This is a genomic window from Paraburkholderia nodosa, assembly GCF_001718195.1.
Taxonomy (GTDB): domain Bacteria; phylum Pseudomonadota; class Gammaproteobacteria; order Burkholderiales; family Burkholderiaceae; genus Paraburkholderia; species Paraburkholderia nodosa_A.
On record NZ_MCNV01000016.1, the window covers coordinates 138,055 to 154,222 of the forward strand.

Annotated in this window: 12 protein-coding genes and 1 pseudogene; 1 reads left to right on the forward strand and 12 read right to left on the reverse strand. The window is 65.6% G+C overall.

Going from position 1 to position 16,168, the window contains the following annotated elements:
• Window positions 1-17 precede the first annotated feature (17 nt).
• The 3 genes from BFD71_RS25050 to aldA form a co-directional block, all read right to left on the reverse strand.
• A complete protein-coding gene (locus BFD71_RS25050; protein WP_069267010.1) occupies window positions 18-1,235 on the reverse strand; it encodes a mandelate racemase/muconate lactonizing enzyme family protein in 1,218 nt (405 codons plus the stop codon).
• 13 nt (window positions 1,236-1,248) lie between these two features.
• A complete protein-coding gene (locus tag BFD71_RS25055; RefSeq protein ID WP_069267056.1) occupies window positions 1,249-2,538 on the reverse strand; it encodes an MFS transporter in 1,290 nt (429 codons plus the stop codon).
• 198 nt (window positions 2,539-2,736) lie between these two features.
• Window positions 2,737-4,158 (reverse strand): aldehyde dehydrogenase, encoded by a 1,422-nt coding sequence (aldA, locus tag BFD71_RS25060; RefSeq protein WP_069267011.1) that lies wholly within the window; start codon window positions 4,156-4,158, stop codon window positions 2,737-2,739.
• A 251-nt stretch (window positions 4,159-4,409) separates the two neighbouring features.
• On the opposite strand from aldA, the gene BFD71_RS25065 reads away from it, so the two are divergent.
• Complete coding sequence (locus tag BFD71_RS25065; protein WP_069267012.1) at window positions 4,410-5,138, forward strand: DeoR/GlpR family DNA-binding transcription regulator; 729 nt, start codon at window positions 4,410-4,412, stop codon at window positions 5,136-5,138.
• A 48-nt stretch (window positions 5,139-5,186) separates the two neighbouring features.
• On the opposite strand, the gene BFD71_RS25070 is transcribed toward BFD71_RS25065, so the two are convergent.
• From BFD71_RS25070 to BFD71_RS25115, 9 genes and pseudogenes are all read right to left on the reverse strand, one after another.
• On the reverse strand, window positions 5,187-6,224 hold the full coding sequence (locus tag BFD71_RS25070) for an ABC transporter permease (RefSeq protein WP_370684308.1): 1,038 nt from the start codon (window positions 6,222-6,224) through the stop codon (window positions 5,187-5,189).
• 35 nt (window positions 6,225-6,259) lie between these two features.
• Complete coding sequence (locus BFD71_RS25075; RefSeq protein ID WP_069267014.1) at window positions 6,260-7,780, reverse strand: sugar ABC transporter ATP-binding protein; 1,521 nt, start codon at window positions 7,778-7,780, stop codon at window positions 6,260-6,262.
• A gap of 73 nt (window positions 7,781-7,853) precedes the next feature.
• The gene (locus BFD71_RS25080; protein ID WP_069267015.1) at window positions 7,854-8,858 is read right to left on the reverse strand and encodes an autoinducer 2 ABC transporter substrate-binding protein; all 1,005 of its coding nucleotides are present in this window, start codon (window positions 8,856-8,858) and stop codon (window positions 7,854-7,856) included.
• Window positions 8,859-8,960: 102 nt separating this feature from the next.
• The gene (locus BFD71_RS25085) at window positions 8,961-9,998 is read right to left on the reverse strand and encodes an ABC transporter permease (protein ID WP_069267016.1); all 1,038 of its coding nucleotides are present in this window, start codon (window positions 9,996-9,998) and stop codon (window positions 8,961-8,963) included.
• Window positions 9,999-10,037: 39 nt separating this feature from the next.
• Window positions 10,038-10,979, reverse strand: a complete 942-nt coding sequence (gene rbsK / locus BFD71_RS25090) for a ribokinase (protein WP_069267017.1) — start codon at window positions 10,977-10,979, stop codon at window positions 10,038-10,040.
• Window positions 10,976-11,455: an RbsD/FucU family protein gene (locus BFD71_RS25095; protein WP_069267018.1), complete on the reverse strand. Its 480-nt coding sequence runs from the start codon at window positions 11,453-11,455 to the stop codon at window positions 10,976-10,978. The genes rbsK and BFD71_RS25095 overlap by 4 nt, the downstream gene beginning before the upstream one ends.
• A 42-nt stretch (window positions 11,456-11,497) precedes the next feature.
• Window positions 11,498-13,879: an aldehyde dehydrogenase family protein gene (locus tag BFD71_RS25100; RefSeq protein ID WP_069267019.1), complete on the reverse strand. Its 2,382-nt coding sequence runs from the start codon at window positions 13,877-13,879 to the stop codon at window positions 11,498-11,500.
• Window positions 13,880-13,892: 13 nt separating this feature from the next.
• Complete coding sequence (gene deoC, locus BFD71_RS25105; protein ID WP_069267020.1) at window positions 13,893-14,906, reverse strand: deoxyribose-phosphate aldolase; 1,014 nt, start codon at window positions 14,904-14,906, stop codon at window positions 13,893-13,895.
• Window positions 14,907-15,052: 146 nt separating this feature from the next.
• A pseudogene (locus tag BFD71_RS25115) lies at window positions 15,053-16,018 on the reverse strand (GNAT family N-acetyltransferase).
• Between the last annotated feature and the right edge of the window lie 150 nt (window positions 16,019-16,168).

The window sequence follows — 16,168 nt, forward strand, 5'->3', positions numbered from 1 at the left end:
TGAGTGCTTCCGGTAGGTCAGCCGCGTGCGGGCGAGGTATCGCGCACGTCGGCGGGCTGGCTCGCCATCTGCAGATGCAGACGCTTGCCCGTATAAGGCGAGTGCGCGCGCACGACGTCCATGTCGAGTTCGACGCCAAGGCCCGGTGCCTTCGACGGGATGATGTAGCCGTCTTCCCACTGAATCGGCTGCTTGAGCACTCGTGCGTGGAAACCGTCCCACGTGCCGATGCTTTCCTGAATCAGGAAGTTCGGCGTGCAGGCCGCGAGCTGAATGCTTGCCGCCGCGCCAATGGGCCCGTTGTAGAGATGCGGCGCGATCTGCGCGTAGTGCACTTCGGCGAGCGTCGCGATCTTCTTCGCTTCGAGCAGGCCGCCCACGCGCGCGACGTTCAGTTGCAGGATCGACGCACCGCCCGCCTGCAGCAGTTTGTGAAATTCGTATTTGGTGGTGAGGCGCTCGCCCGTGGCAATGGGAATCGACGTGTGCTTCGCGACATTGGCGATGGCTTCCTCCTGGCCCGGCGGCACCGGCTCTTCGAACCACAGCGGGTCGTATTTCTCGAGCCGCTTCGCCAGCCGGATCGCCGAGGAAGGCACCATCTGTCCATGCGTGCCGAACAGCAGATCGGCCCTGCTTCCCACCGCTTCTCGCACCTTGCGGCAGAACGTTTCGCATCGGTCGAGCACGTCGAGCGAAAGCTGATGCCCCGAGTAAGCCGTGTACGGACCGGCCGGATCGAACTTCACCGCGGTGAAGCCACGCTTCACGTTCTCGGCCGCGCATTCGGCGGCGAGATCGGGATCGTCGTAGTCGTATTCGCCCTGCGTGTTCTTCGGGTACAGGTAGGTGTACGAACGAAGGCGCTCGTTCACCATGCCTCCGAGCAGTTCATACACGGGCTTGTCCGCCGCCTTCCCGATGATGTCCCAGCATGCCATTTCGAGGCCGCTCACGATGCCCATCATCGTGAGGTCCGCGCGCTGCGTGAAGCCGCTCGAATAGGTCTCGCGGAACAGGCGCTCGACGCGGTGCGGATCGTGGTCCAGCAGATAGCGTGTGAAGACGTCTTCGATCGCGCTCACCATCACGTCGGGATGGAACGTGGCCGCGTAGATTTCGCCTACGCCTTCGATGCCGCAATCGGTTTTCAGCGTAACGAAGATCCAGTACATGCCGCCGAGGTGCGGAGGCGGCACCGCGACGACGTTCGTTTCAATTGCAACGACTTTCATGGTTCAGGCTGTTTCAGGCAGGTTTGGAGTGGGTCATACGCTTGAGCACGAGCGCGGCGATACCGCCGAGCGTGCCAATGGCGGCGACATAGGAGAAATAGATCTGGTAGCCGAGCATGCCCGCGTAGTGCTCGGTGATATAGCCGTTCACGAGCGGCAGGAAGATGTCCGACGAATACCCGATCAGCGAAACGAGACCGATGGCGAGGCCCGTGATGCGCATGGGAATCGCGCAGTAGTCGAGCAGCGTCCAGTAGAGGCCGCGAATCGCGTAGGTCATGAGGCCGATGAACAGCACCACCGCGCCGAGAAGCGCCATGTTGCGCAGCGCGGGCAGCACGATCAGGCCGATCAGGCCCGCGACGGCCAGGAACAGCGCCCAGATCAGCACGCGCAGGTTCGACAGACGGTCGCCGAGAAAGCCGCCGCCGATGCCCCCGATGGGACGCATCCAGAGCTTCGCGGTGGTGACCATGCCGGCCGCCACGACGGTCATATGCATCTCGCCCTGCTGCAGATACGCGGAGAAGCTGTAAGTCGCCCAGAAGATCTGATAGCCGCAGAACACCACGGCTGCCATCAGCCAGAGCTGGGGAATCGCGGCGAGCGTCGCGAGATCGCGCCACAGCGAACCGTTCGCATTCGCCTCGACCGGCTTGCTTTCGGCCTGCGCGGGCGCGGGGTCCTTGAAGAAGCTCATCAACGCGCCGAGTGCGATACACGTGAACGAATACATATAGATCACGTGGCGCAGGCCCGCCGCTTCACCGCGTCCCGATCCGGTTGCGGCGGCGAAGAGCGCGAGCGCGGCGGTGGCGAGCAGCGCTTCGACGAGCCCGCGTCCGCCGTCGAGCAGCCCGAAAAAACGGCCTTGTTCGTTCGCCCCCGCGATCATGCGCACGCGTTTGAGCACGGACGCCCAGAACGTGAGGCCGGTCGTGACGCCCCAGAGGCAGAAGATCACGAGCAGCGCATGGAACGAGGGTGCGGTGGAGTACCAGAGGCCCAGCGCCCCGGTGCCGATAAGCGAAAAGCAGATCAACAGGCGCGGTGCGACGCGGTCGGCGAGCCAGCCGCTCGGCAGATAAGACACGAAGAACACGATGCCGAGCACCGAGTAGAGATAGCCGAGTTGGGCGTTGTCGATATGCAGGACATCGAGCATCGTGGTCTGGTAGACCTGACGCAGATACAGCAGTGGATAGATACCGCCCGCGGCGAGCACGAGCAGCAGCAACTGCACGTAGCGCTGCATGGAGCCCGCTGCGGCGGGCGTGAGCGCTGCGGTTTCGGCGCGCGGCATCGCCGGCGCATCGGGCTTTCCGATGGACTTCTGCAAGTTTGTCTCCTGTCGACCAGAGTTAGTGCAAAGCACTTACTCTGGTCCCATGCAAGGCTGTCGACCGGCACGCGGGCGGTTGCCCGCGCGAGGCGTCTTTTCTTTATCTGCGACGCCCAGTTCAAGGGCGCCGTTGCTGCGATTAATCAGTAACTCGAACGATCAGAACGGCATCACGACAAGGCGTGTCTGCGTGAATTCGAGCATGCCGTGCTTGCCGTCGTCGCCGCCGAGGCCCGAGCGCTTCCAGCCGGCGTGATAGCCCTGATACGGGTCCGCGGGCGTGCGGTTCACGTACAGCTCGCCGGCTTCGATTTCGTTCGCGACGCGCAGGGTCGAGCGGTAGCGCTCCGTAAAGAGCACCGACGAAAGGCCGAACTGGTGATCGTTGGCCATGCGCAGCGCGTCATCGAGCGTCTCGTACGAAAGCACCGGCAGCACCGGGCCGAAGATCTCCTCCTGCACGATCTCCATGTCCTGGCGGCAATGCGTGAGCAAGGTAGGCGGATAGAAATGGCCCTTGCCTTCGGGCACGTAGCCGCCCGTTTCGAGCTTCGCGCCTGCGGCCACCGCACGTTCGACCATCGCGTGGATCGCCGTGCGTGCGCTCGCGCTCACTAGCGGACCCATGCGAGCGGCGTCTTCGGCGCGGTCGCCGAAGCGCACGGCGCCCATCTTCTCGCGCAGCAGCGCGACGAAGCGGTCATGCACCGAAGCGTGCACGTACACACGTTCGATCGCCGTGCAAAGCTGGCCGCAATGCGTGGTTTTCGAGCGCACGATGGCCGTTGCGGCCGCTTCGAGATCGGCGTCGTCTTCGATGATCGCGGGCGTCTTGCCGCCCAGTTCCAGTGACGGCTTCGCGATATTTTCCTTGCAGTAGTCGAGCACCTTGCGGCCCGCGCTCACGCTGCCCGTGAGCGTGATCATGCCGACGTCCGCGTGCGTGCAGAGCACGGCGGCCGTGTCGTGGTCCATGGCCAGCACGTTGAAAATGCCCGCCGGAAGTTCGGCTTCCTGCGCGGCGCGCGCCACTTCGAACGCCGAGCACGGCGTGTTGTTGCTCGGGCGCACGACCACCGCGTTACCGGTGATGAGCGCCGGCGCGACCTTGCGCAGCAGCGTGTACACGGGGAAGTTGAACGGAATCAGGCATGCGGCCACGCCGATCGGCTCGCGCATGAGAACGAGGTTTTCGTTCGCGCTGTCGCTCGGAATCACCTCGCCTTCGATGCGACGCGCCCACTGCGCGTGGTAGCGCAGGATTTCGGCGGCGTACTGTGCTTCGGCGGTTGCGTCCGCGACGCTCTTGCCCGACTCGGCGGCAAGCGCCGCGCCGATCTTCGGCGCGCGCGCCACGATCGCTTCTGCAAACCGGTTCAGGATTGCGCCACGTTCGGCGGCGGGCAACTTGCGCCAGGCGCGCTGCGCGGCCCTGGCGGCCACGACCGCGCGAACCGCGTCCGCGGCGCTCGCCGCGCTCACGTGGCCGATCGCGTCGCCGGTTGCGGGATTATGGACAGCGATCTGCGGCCCTTCGGCGCCGACGAACTGCCCATTGATGAAATTGAGGTCTGATCGCATGGATTGCTGCCGGTTTGGCGTTGCCGCCGCTTCACGAGAAAGGGCAGTATCCGTGCGGCATCGGGACGCCACAAACGATTAATTGTCGAGCGGAGCATGCGAAAAACGCATGCTCGCCGAAGCGGGCGCCGGGGCGGCAGGAGCCAAAGCGCGTGGCCATCGCACGCCTTGCTTGTTATAATTCGCTCAAGCGTCCGAAACAAATCTAACGTTCGCCGGAACGCAGCACAGTCCGGCGCAGCACCCACTCCATGGCCAAAACCGACCGGCTGCGCGCCCTTGCCGACGCGCTCGCAAAACACAACGTCATGCATCTGCGCGATGCAGCCAGCGTGCTTGGTGTCTCCGAGATGACCGTGCGGCGCGACATCGCCGCGAATCCCGAGCGTTTCACGTATCTGGGCGGCTATATCGTGAGCGCGCAGGACGTGCCCAATACCGCCGGCTACTCGCTCGAACACGAAAAGGACCACTTCGCGCAGGCCAAGTCGCAAGCGTCCGCGCACGCGGCACGGCTCATCGCGCAGAACGACACCGTCTTCATCGACTGCGGCACGACGCTTGCCGCACTCGCGCGCCTCATTCCTTCCCAGCTGCAGATCACGGCGGTGTGCTATTCGCTCAACGTGGCCGAGATTCTGCGGCGCATGCCCAATGTGCGCATGATCCTGCTGGGAGGCGTGTATGTGCCGTCGTCGGATTCGTTTTCCGGCGAGGAGAGCCTGGAAACGCTGCGCCGCATGGGCATCAACAAGGCGTTTATTTCAGCGGGCGGCGTGGACGCCGCGCGCGGCGTGACGTGCTGGAACTTTCACGAGGTGGCGCTCAAGCAAGCCGCCATGGCCAGCGCCGTGGAAAGCCATCTCGTTGTGGATGCCAGCAAGTATGGCATCGTGAAGGCGTGGCGCTTTTCGCAGCTGGACGACTTCAATTCCGTCATCACCGAGAAAGGCCAGACGCTGCGCGAGCACAGCGCATAAGCGCCGACCGGCCGTGCGGCGCCGGTCTCGCGCCAATAGTCTGCCGACTCAGCCGCGCCGGCGCAGCGCGAACAGCGTGCCGGCCACCAGAATGAACGCGCCGACAATCACCTTCTGCCACGTGCTCGGCACGCCCACGAGAATCAGCACGTTGTTGATGAGCGTGACGAGCGCCACACCGAGCAGCGTGCCCACGACCGTGCCACTGCCGCCGGTAATGCGCGCGCCGCCCAGAATCACCGCCGCGATCACGTCGAGTTCCGAGCCCACCAGGTCAAACGGATTGGCAAGCCGGTTGTTCGCCACGTGCAAAATGCCCGCCACGCCGGCGAGAAACCCCGTATAGCCGAACACGAACAGCCGGATCGCGCGCAGGTTGAAGCCCAGCCGCTCCGCAATCGCCGTGCTGCCGCCCATGGCGTAGACGCCGCGCCCCATCATCGTGCGATTGAGCAGCCACCACGTGAGAATCGCGCCCGCCACGAGCGCGATCGCGGAAACCGGCAGCACCGCGTTGAGCCCATCGGCGGTCTTGTAGGCGATGAGCGGAATGCGGCCGAAGTGATCCATGCTGTGCGGGATGTTCATGAAGAACGTCGTGCCCACGAAGGTAAGCAGCAGCCCGCGATAGAGGTATTGCGTGCCGATCGTCACGATCAGCGAGGGCGCCTGCAGCCGGTGCACGAGCATGCCGTTGATGACGCCGAGCACGATACCGCCCACGGCGCCCGTGAGCAGAATGAGCGCGAACGGCGCATCGGGCCACCACGCGAATACGGCCTTCGTGATCGCGTACATCGTAAGCGCGCCGATCGCCGTGAACGAGACGTCGATGCCGCCCGACGCCAGCACGACGAGCGTGCCCAGCGCGAACAGCGACGTGATCGTCGCCGAGTGCAGCAGGTCGAACAGCGTGGCCCACTGGAAAAAGCGCGGGTTGATGGAAGCGACGATCACGCAGGTAATGACGATCAGCGTGGCCGTGAACCATTCGGGGTTGCGGGCGAGCTTCGCGCGCCAGTTCAGCGGTACGCTCTGGCGCGCGACTTCGACGGTGTTGGACGACGTGCTCATTGTCTGATTCATGCTCATGCGGTGTCCGGCAAAACGTTACGCGGAATTCAGGCTGCCTCTGCAAGCAGCGCACGGTACAGCTCGGCTTCGGTCAGACGATCGGCGTGGTGCTCTTCAGCGAGGCGGCCCTTACGCATCATCAGTACGCGGTCGCAGTTCTGCAGCAGCTCGGGCAGGTCGTCGCTCACGAGCAGAATGCCGATGCCTCGCTGCGAGAGCCGCTGCATGATGCGATAGATGATGTCCTTCGAGCCGACGTCCACGCCCACGGTCGGCCCGTGGAGAATCAGCACGTGCGGGTCGATGGCGAGCCAGCGGCCAATCAGCACGCGCTGCTGGTTGCCGCCCGAGAGCGACTGCACGGCCTTGTCCACATCGGGCGTGGCGATCTGCAGTTCCTTCACGGTGCTTTCGGCCAGCGCGCGTGCGCGCGTGCGATCGATCTGGCCGAAGCGGTCGCGCAGGCTCGCGATCATCGCCGTGATCACGTTGTCGCGAATCGGCTTGTCGAGGAAAAGGCCTTCATTCAGACGGTCTTCCGGCACATAGCCAATGCGCGCACGCCTCGCGTCGCCGGGCGTCGAAAGCTTGATCGCGCGGCCTTCGAGCACGATCTCGCCCGCATCGGCGGGCGCGACGCCCGCAAGCGCGCGCGCGAGTTCGTTGCGGCCCGAATCGAGCAGACCCGTCACGCCGAGAATCTCGCCGCGATGCAGCGTGAACGACACGTCGCTGAAGAGGCCCGTGCGGCCGAGGCCGCGAACGTCGAGCAGCACGTCGGCTTCGGCCGCGACGTTGCGGTAGCGTTCGGTGGAAAGCTCGCGGCCCGTCATCAGTTCGCTCAACTGCGCCTTGGTGTAGTTCCTGATCGGGCCTTGCGTCACTTTCTGGCCATCGCGCAGCACGATCACTTCGCCGCCGATCGCATAGCACTCGTCGAGCTTGTGGCTCACGAACAGCACGGTCACGCCCTGCGCGCGCAACTGGCCGAGCACGGCAATGAGGTTGGTCACTTCCTTTTGCGTGAGCGAGGTCGTGGGCTCGTCCATGATGACGAACTTCGCCTCGCTCGCAATGGCGCGCGCAATCGCCACGAGCTGGCGCGTGGCGAGCGGCAGTTGTTCGATGAGCGTCGCCTGGAAGTCGGCGTCGCCCGGCAGGCCCACGGCCTTCAAGGCGCGCTCGGCCGTGCGCGCGAGTTCGCGGCGGTCGAACGTGCGCGCGAGGCGCCCCGCGTGCTCAGCGAGTTCGGTCGTGAGCCCGATGTTTTCCGCCACGTTCATGTTGGGCAGCAGCGAAAGATCCTGATACACGGTCTCGATGCCCGCCGCCAGCGATTCGAGCGGCGTGAGCCGCGTGTGGCGCGCGCCGTCGATCACCAGCTCGCCTTCGTCCGGCGGCTGCGCGCCAGAGATGATCTTGATGAGCGTGCTCTTGCCGCACCCGTTCTCGCCGAGCAGGTGATAGATCTGCCCGCGCTCGAACGCGAGCGTCACGCCGCGCAAGGCGTGCACGCCCGTGAAGCGCTTGTGCACGCCGAGCACCTGCAATAACGGTTCTGAAGCCATGTCGTCTCTTCGTGACGTTGCGACGAAGCGCGCGCCGGGCTGCGAGCCCGCTGCGCGCGCCACCTTCTACCGATCAGAAGTTGTATTGCTTGTAGTTCGACTTGTCGACGCTCACCCAGCCCTGGCCGCGCACGATGATGCCCTTGCCCGGACCCTTCGACACCGTGACCTTCTCGTAGCCCGGCAGACCGAGGTTCGCGCCGTTCTCCACGGTCTTGCCGTCGATCAGCATCATCGCGATCTTGTTCATGGCGATGCCCGCCAGCTTCGGATCCCAGAACGCAATGCCGTTGATCGCGCCGCTTTCGAGGTACTTGCCGGCCTCGGTCGGCAAGCCGGTGCCGTACACGCAGATCTTGCCCTGCAGGCCCGCTTCCTCGACGGCGCGGCCAATGCCGATCACGTCGAGCGACGACGAGCCCTGGAAGCCCTTGATGTCCGGATGCTTGCGCAGCACTTCCTTGGCCACTTCATACGCGTGCTCGCCGTCGTTGTTGGTTTCGAGGTTGGTCTCGACGAGCTGCATCTTCGGGAACTTCTTCTTCGCGTTGTCGATGCCGCCATTGGCCCACTGCACCTGCGAGCGGCTGCCGAGCGAGCCAACCATCGTCGCCCACTTGCCATCGTCGTGCATGCACGAGGCGAGGCGGTCGTTGAGCGCGGCACCATAGGCGGAGTTGTCGAACGCCTCGACGTCGACCATCGTGTTCTTTTCGTTGTCGGCTTCGTGCGTGACGACCTTGATGCCGCGGTCCATCGCCTTCTTGAGCGCCGGTTCGAGCGTGGGCGGGTCATACGGCACGACCGCGATCGCGCTCACTTTCTTCGCGATCAGGTCGTCGATGATCTTCAGTTGCTGCGCGGCGTCCGCGCGGCCGGGCCCGGTCTGGTAGACCGAAACTTTCGGGTTGTCCTTGCCGAATTCCTTGACGCCGTCGTCCATGCGATTGAACCAGCTGATGCCGGTCACCTTCACCACCGTGACGATGGTCGGGTTCTCCGCCGCATACGCCACGGCCGCCATGCCAGCGGCAAGTGCACACGCCGTGATCGCCACACTGAGTCGCTTGATCTTCATGTTCGATGTCTCCGTTTTTTATTAGCCGATTAACCGTCGCCCCGAAAGAGATGGCGGCGGACCTCCGAGGCACGAGGCCCGCCTGCTACACAGTTCGGCTGGTCAGCCCGAAGTCCGCCCTTTGCCAGCAGACGGGGAGCCGCCGAAACCGAAAATCGCGCGCACCCGCTCGCCGCCCGCGAACGCGAGCGAGAGCAACAGCAGGAAGCCCCAGGCGCAATCGCCGAAAAACTGCGAAACGCCCATCAGATTGAAGAGGCTCGAAAGGAATTGCAGCACCGTTGCGGCGAAGAACACGCAGATGATGCGTCCGTAGCCGCCCGCCGGATTCACGCCGCCCATCACCGCAATGAGAATGGCGATCAGCAGATAGGAATTGCCGTAGTCCCATTTCGCACTGAGCGTGTGCGAAACGCTCACGAGCCCGGCGAGCGAGGCGAGCACGCCGCACATCGCGTAGGTCATGATCAGCATGCGCGCGCGCGGAATGCCCGCATAGAACGCCGCGCGCTGGTTCGTGCCCATGAGGTAAAGGCGCAGCCCGAACGGCGTGCGCCTGAGCAGCCAGCCCAGCAGCACGACCACGGCCACGAATAGCAGGAACGAAATCGGTATCTGAAAGAACGTGCCGTTGCTGATATCGGCGAGCGGTTCGACATAATCCACGTGCACGGAGGCGCCGTTGCTCAGCGCCACCGCGAAGCCCGTGAAAAGCAGTTGCGTGCCGAGCGTGCAGAGAATGGGCGTGAGCCCGAGGCGCGCAATCACCACGCCGTTGAGCAGACCGCCAAGGAGCCCCATCCCAAGCACGATCACGATGAAGAGCGCCGTATAAAGCGCGGGCGAATCGTCGCCGCTCACGAAACGCGGCACCAGCAGCGCGGCGATCATGCCCGAAAGATTCGCGAGCCCCACGCCGGACAGGTCGATGCCGCCGTTGCCTGACAGCATGGAGAGCATGATGCCGAGCGCGAGCAGCGCGACTTCGGGCAGTTGCGCGCCCATCGACTGCAGGTTGTCGATGCCGACGAACTGCCCGCGCGACACCCAGACCGCGACCAGCACGACCAGCAGGTTCACGGCGAGCAGGAAGTTCAACTGCCGGTCACCGAACCATTTGGCAAAGAGTGCAGACTTCATGGACCTCATCCTTTGCGGTGTGTTTTCAACTGGCAACGTTCAATGCGCGCTGGCGTTCGCCGTGCCTGCGAGCATGGCGTCGACTTCTTCCTTGCGCGGCATGGAGGGCGCGGTGCCGGGGCGCGTCACGGAAATGCCCGCCAGCGCGCAGCCAAAGCGCGTGGCCGTGAGCGCGTCGTCGCCGCGCGCGAGCGCCGCCGCGAAGCCGCCCGTAAAGCCGTCGCCCGCACCCGCCGTCTCCACTACCGGCCCGCAATTGAAGGCGGGTAGCAAGACCGAAGCATCGCGCGTGTGGAGCAGCGCGCCGGCTTCGCCCAGCGTCACGATGACCGCGCCCGCGCCCTTGGCGAGCAGCACGTCGGCGGCGCGGCGCGCGTCGTCGGCGTTGCGGATCTCGATGCCCGTGAGCGCCTGCGCCTCGGTCTCGTTGGGCGTGATGTAGTCGCACAGCGGGAAGATGTCGTCGGGCAGCGCCATGGCGGGGGCCGGATTGAACACCGTCTTCACGCCATGCCGCCGCGCGAGTTCGAGGCCGCGCCGCGCTGCCGCGAGCGGCTGTTCCAGCTGCGTGACGAATACCTGGGAGGCCGCAATATCGGCTTCGATCGCTTCGGCGTCGCCGGGCTCCATCGTGGCCGCTGCGCCCGCCGCGACGATGATCGCGTTCATGCCGGTCGTGTCGTCCACGAAGATGTGCGCCGCGCCCGTGGCCAGTCCGTCCACGGCCTGGGTGCGCGCCGTGATGCCTTCGGCGGCCCACGTCGCCCGCGCGATGTCGCCGAACGCGTCGTTGCCCACACGCGTGCAGAACACCACCTGCGCGCCCGCGCGCGCGGCGGCCACGGCCTGATTCGAGCCCTTGCCGCCCGGCCCCATCGCGAATGCCGATCCGGCGAGCGTCTCGCCGATCATCGGCATGCGGCTCGCGCGAAATGCGAGATCGGTCACATAGATGCCGAGGATGACGACGCGTCCGCTCATTGGCCCTGCTCCCTGCCGCGCGGCGCGTCGGGCGCGAGCAGCACGCCTTTGGTGAACACGAAGCAGCCGTAGCCGCGCGTTTCGCCCGTGGCGATCACGCAGTAGGCCTTGCGGGCGCGCGCATAGAACGCATGGCGCTCGATAGGCGCGAACGGCACGGCGCGGCCTTCCGCGGCGTCGACCTCGGCCTGCGCTTCGTGCTGCACGGCGGGAATCGTGTTGGGTTCGCCGACCACTTCCATGCGCATGGCCGGGGCTTCGACGAAGGTGTCGAGCGGCAGCACGGAGAGGATCGCGCGCACGGCGCGGGGCGCATCGGCGCCGTCGATGCGCAGGAGCTTGCCGAGCACCGTGGCGCGCGCAACGGAGTCGGCGGGAAAGTTGGCGTCGCAAACGACGAGTTCGTCGCCGTGACCCATCGCGCGCAGCGCTTGCAGGACATCGGCGTTCAGAAGCGGGTCGAGATTCTTCAGCATGCTTTTGTCTCCATTGATCTGGCGTTTTCTTGTTCGAAGCGCTCAGTCGCCGTACGGTATCCAGATGTTCTTCACCTGCACGGCATGGCGCAGGAACGGCAATCCTGCGCTCGTCCGGTCAAACCAGTCAACCTCCCGGCCATGATCGACGAAGGTCCGCTTCAGGTTGCCCACCGACTCGCGCTCCACGAGGGACGAATCGGCCGCCGTGCCGAAGCACCAGAGCGCGTCCACGTCGTCGTGCTTCGCGAGGGCCGGCAGCAGCGCGGCGCGCTCGCCGGTCAGGATGTTGAGCGCGCCCGCAGGCACATCCGAGGTTTCCACGACCTGATAGAAGTCCGTTGCCGCCAGCGGGCACGCCTCGCTCGCCAGCGCCACGACGCGATTGCCCATTGCGAGCGCCGGTGCGATCAGCGAAACGAAGCCGAGCAGCGGCGCTTCGTCGGGGCAGGCGATGCCGACCACGCCCAGCGCCTCGTGCATGGCGAGCGCGACACCGCGCAACGGCGGGGTATGCACCGCGCCATCGAACTTGTCGGCCCACGCCGCGTAGCTGAAGAGCCGGTCGATCGCCATCTCCACTTCACGCCCGGCCGCGCGCGCGTCGTGCCCGGCGCGGCGCGTGAGTTGCCGTGCGAATTCTTCGGCGCGCGCGCTCAGGTTTTCCGCGAGGTAGTACAGCACCTGGGCGCGAGCGTGCGTGCTCATCTGGGTCCACTTGCCCGCGCCGCGCGCGGCGGCAACGGCGTCGCGCACGTCCTTGCGGCTGCCCGCACCGACTTCGCCCACCCATTCACCGTTTGGTGCGTAGATGGCGTGTGAATAGCCGCTATCGGGCCGTACCTGTTTGCCGCCGATAAAAAGCTTCGCAGTGCGATCGAGACCGCCGCCCGCGTGCGCAAAGTCTGGCGCCGGCGGGCGCACCTCACGTTGCGCGCGCATCGGCAGCTTGCTCCACGCGGCCGGCTTCAGATATTCGAACACGCCTTCGCGGCCGCCCTCGCGCCCGAAGCCCGATTCGCGGTAGCCGCCGAAGCCCACGCTCGCGTCGAAGAGGTTCGTCGCGTTGATCCACACCACGCCGCATTGCAGGCGCGGCGCGATGTCGAGCGCGCGCCCGATGGTCTCGCTCCACACGCTCGCGGCGAGGCCGTAGCGCGAATTGTTGGCGAGCGCCACGGCCTCTTCCGGCGTGCGAAAGCTCATGGCCGCGAGCACCGGCCCGAAGATTTCCTCCTGCGCGAGCGTCGAGGCAGGCCCGATGCCCGTCACGAGCGTCGGCGGATAGAAGCAGCCGCCCGATGGCAACTCGACTTCGCGCGGCTGCCACACGTTGCAGCCTTCGCGCCGCCCGGCTTCCACGAGCGACTCGATGCGTTCGAGCTGCACCGGATCGACGATCGCGCCAATGTCGATGCCCTTGTCGAGCGAGGGCCCGACGCGCAGCGTCGCCATGCGGCGCTTGAGCTTCTCGATAAAGCGCGCCTCGACGCCCTCCTGCACCAGCAGCCGGGAACCCGCGCAGCATACCTGGCCCTGGTTGAACCAGATCGCGTCCACCACGCCTTCCACGGCGCCGTCGAGGTCGGCGTCGTCGAACACGATGAACGGCGACTTGCCGCCCAGTTCGAGCGTGAGCGACTTGCCCGTGCCGGCCGTGGCCGTGCGGATGAGGCGACCTACTTCGGTCGAGCCCGTGAACGCGATCTTGTCGACGCCGGGATGCTCGACGAGCGCCGCGCCCGTGCTGCCGTCGCCCGTCACCACGTTGAGCACGCCCTTGGGCAGGCCGGCGCGATGCGCCAGTTCGGCGAACAGCAGCGCGGTGAGCGGCGTGTATTCGGCGGGCTTGAGTACAACGCAGTTGCCGAGTGCGATGGCGGGCGCCACTTTCCACGCGAGCATCAGCAGCGGGAAATTCCACGGCACGATCTGGCCGATCACGCCGAGCGGCGACCAGCCTTCCAGCTCGCTCTCCTGAAGCTGCGCCCAACCCGCGTGATGGAGGAAATGGCGCGCCACGAGCGGCACGTCGATGTCGCGCGCCTCGCGAATCGGCTTGCCGTTGTCGAGCGCCTCGAGCACGGCGAAGAGGCGGCTGTGGCGCTGCACCATGCGCGAGAGCGCGTAGAGATGCCGCGCGCGCGCCGCGCCGCCCATGGCGTACCACTCGGGCTGTGCCGCGCGTGCTGCCGCAACGGCCGCCGCTACGTCCGCCGCACCGCCTTGCGCCACGGCGGCGAGCGCCTCGCCCGTGGCGGGCGCGCGTACTTCGAAGCGCGCGCCATCGGCACTTTCGCGCCACGCGCCGTCAATGAAATGCCCAAACGCGGCCTCGTGCTGCGCGAGCCACGCGCGCACGGGCTTATCGTCCTCGGGGGCGGGACCGTAATCCATCGTTCGGAAATACTCGGCTACGCTCATCGGTATGGTCTGCTCAGGCTACGGGGTGGCGGTGGAAGGCGGAATAGCGGCCGCTCACATGGTGTTCGAGTTGGCGCTCGATGTCGGCGAGCAGACTCGACGCGCCGAAGCGGAACAGCTCGGGTTCGAGCCAGGGCCGCCCCAGCTCTTCCTTCATGAGGATCTGGTACGCGAGCGCGGTTTTGGCATTCGAGACGCCGCCCGCGGGCTTGAAGCCCACCAGCGCGCCGGTGCGCTCGCGGTATTCCCGAATCATGCGCACCATCACGAGCGAAACGTCGAGCGTGGCGTTGACCCCTTCCTTGCCCGTGGATGTCTTGATGAAGTCCGCGCCCGCCATCATGCAGACCATCGACGCGCGGGCGATGTTCGACAGCACGCGGATGTCGCCCGTGGCGAGAATCGCCTTCAGATGCGCGTCGCCGCAGGCCGCGCGAAACTCGCGCACTTCGTCGTAGAGCGCGCGCCAATTGCCGGTGAGCACGTGCTCGCGCGTGACGACGATGTCGATTTCCTCGGCGCCGTCCTTAACGGAGGCCTCGATTTCCTTGAGCTTGAGCGCGTGCGGATTGAGGCCCGCCGGAAAACCGGTGGAAACTGCCGCGACGGGAATGCCACTGCCTGCCAGCGCATCCACGGCTGCCGCAACGAAGCGGTGGTACACGCACACCGCGCCTGTCGTGATGGCATCGGGCGCGAAGCCGAGCGCCGCGAGCAGGTCGGCGCGCACGGGGTGGCGCGCCTTCGTGCACAGGCGCCGCACGCGGCCTTCGGTGTCGTCGCCGTTGAGCGTGGTGAGATCGATGCAGGTGATGGCCTTCAGGAGCCACGCGGCCTGCGCGTCCTTCTTGACCGCGCGGCGCGTGCCGAGCGTGGCCGTGCGCCGCTCGACGGCGGACTGGTTGACGCGCAAGGCGTCGAGCCACGCCGCGTCGAACGCCACGCCGGCGTTGCGCGCTAAATGCGCAGCATGCTGGGCGGGCGCGCCGCGCAGCACGACGAGCGAGTTCGTTGAGGCTTCTGACATAGGCTGAGTGGCGAATTTGTGCAATGCACATCAAACCGTGGTGGTTTATTCGCACCCATCCTATACCGATGAAACGATCGTGACAATACTCGTTACAATCCTATCTATCGGGCTCGGGACGTGGGAACGCTGACCCAGACAGCGGTTTAGAACTGCAACCGATACCGTACGAAATCGTCGGCTTGCGCGAATTCGTCGTAGAGCTCGCGCGCGGGGTTGTCCTCGCGCGTATGCCAGTAAAGACGCGACCATGCGCGCGAACGCGCCAGTGCGATGAGGTCTTCGATGAGCCGCCTGCCGATGCCCTGGCCGCGGCAAGCGGGATCGACGAACAGGTCTTCGAGGTAGCAAATGGGCGCATCGACCCATGTGCCTTCATGCAGCACGCACATTCAGGAGGTTGCCGCTTCTCTCAAGCTCGCAAGCGACGCGCGCTGCTGGCCTTGCGCGTCGAAGTTCTCCTTCGAGAGCCACTGCTCGAACGCTGCTTTTATGAGCGGCCAGTCCTGGTCGATGATCGCGAACCACGCGGTGTCGCGGTTACGACCCTTGTACACGATCGCCTGGCGGAAAATGCCCTCGAACTGGAAGCCCAGACGCAACGCCGTCTTGCGCGAAGGCGCGTTGAGGCTGTCGCATTTCCATTCGTAGCGCCGGTAGCCGAGATCGTCGAACACGTACCGCATCAGCAGGTACTGCGCCTCGGTGGAAAGCGGCGTTTGCTTCAGGCGCGGCGAAAACGTCACGCTGCCCACTTCGATTACGCCATGCACCGGCTCGATGCGCATGAGCGCGAACGTACCCACGGCCTTCCCGCTCGCGCGGTCGATCACGGCGTAATGGAACGGGTCGCTCGATGCAGCCGCTTTCGCGAGATATTCGCGAAACGCGGCGAAGTCGGTGAAGGGCTCGGAGAACAGGTAGGTCCAGTCGCGACCGTCGGTCGCCGTGCCGTAGGCTTCGAAGAGATCGGCGGCGTGGCGGTCGAGGTCGATCGGCTCGATGCGGCAGAACCGGCCCTCGATCGTCACACGCGCCGGCCGTTCGCGCGGCTGCCAGCCGCTGACAGGGTCCCCGATGGGCTGCTGGAATTCGTTCAGTCTTGCGGACATGCGTGACAAGCTCCTCTTGCGCGGGACGTAGCCAATATTCGCGTTAAGGTACCGCATGTCGTGGTTCTGTGGAAAGGTCCACGAACGGCAGGGTGCGTGGAACCACGCAGCGCACACCAATTGTTCAGTTTTCCTCTGCTTTTCGATTCC

Excerpts from the sequence above, each read along its gene's own strand:
- BFD71_RS25050 (WP_069267010.1), bottom strand. The coding sequence starts at position 1,235 with ATGAAAGTCGTTGCAATTGAAACGAACGTCGTCGCGGTGCCGCCTCCG.
- BFD71_RS25055 (WP_069267056.1), bottom strand. The coding sequence starts at position 2,538 with ATGCCGCGCGCCGAAACCGCAGCGCTCACGCCCGCCGCAGCGGGCTCC.
- aldA (WP_069267011.1), bottom strand. The coding sequence starts at position 4,158 with ATGCGATCAGACCTCAATTTCATCAATGGGCAGTTCGTCGGCGCCGAA.
- BFD71_RS25065 (WP_069267012.1), top strand. The coding sequence starts at position 4,410 with ATGGCCAAAACCGACCGGCTGCGCGCCCTTGCCGACGCGCTCGCAAAA.
- BFD71_RS25070 (WP_370684308.1), bottom strand. The coding sequence starts at position 6,224 with ATGAATCAGACAATGAGCACGTCGTCCAACACCGTCGAAGTCGCGCGC.
- BFD71_RS25075 (WP_069267014.1), bottom strand. The coding sequence starts at position 7,780 with ATGGCTTCAGAACCGTTATTGCAGGTGCTCGGCGTGCACAAGCGCTTC.
- BFD71_RS25080 (WP_069267015.1), bottom strand. The coding sequence starts at position 8,858 with ATGAAGATCAAGCGACTCAGTGTGGCGATCACGGCGTGTGCACTTGCC.
- BFD71_RS25085 (WP_069267016.1), bottom strand. The coding sequence starts at position 9,998 with ATGAAGTCTGCACTCTTTGCCAAATGGTTCGGTGACCGGCAGTTGAAC.
- rbsK (WP_069267017.1), bottom strand. The coding sequence starts at position 10,979 with ATGAGCGGACGCGTCGTCATCCTCGGCATCTATGTGACCGATCTCGCA.
- BFD71_RS25095 (WP_069267018.1), bottom strand. The coding sequence starts at position 11,455 with ATGCTGAAGAATCTCGACCCGCTTCTGAACGCCGATGTCCTGCAAGCG.
- BFD71_RS25100 (WP_069267019.1), bottom strand. The coding sequence starts at position 13,879 with ATGAGCGTAGCCGAGTATTTCCGAACGATGGATTACGGTCCCGCCCCC.
- deoC (WP_069267020.1), bottom strand. The coding sequence starts at position 14,906 with ATGTCAGAAGCCTCAACGAACTCGCTCGTCGTGCTGCGCGGCGCGCCC.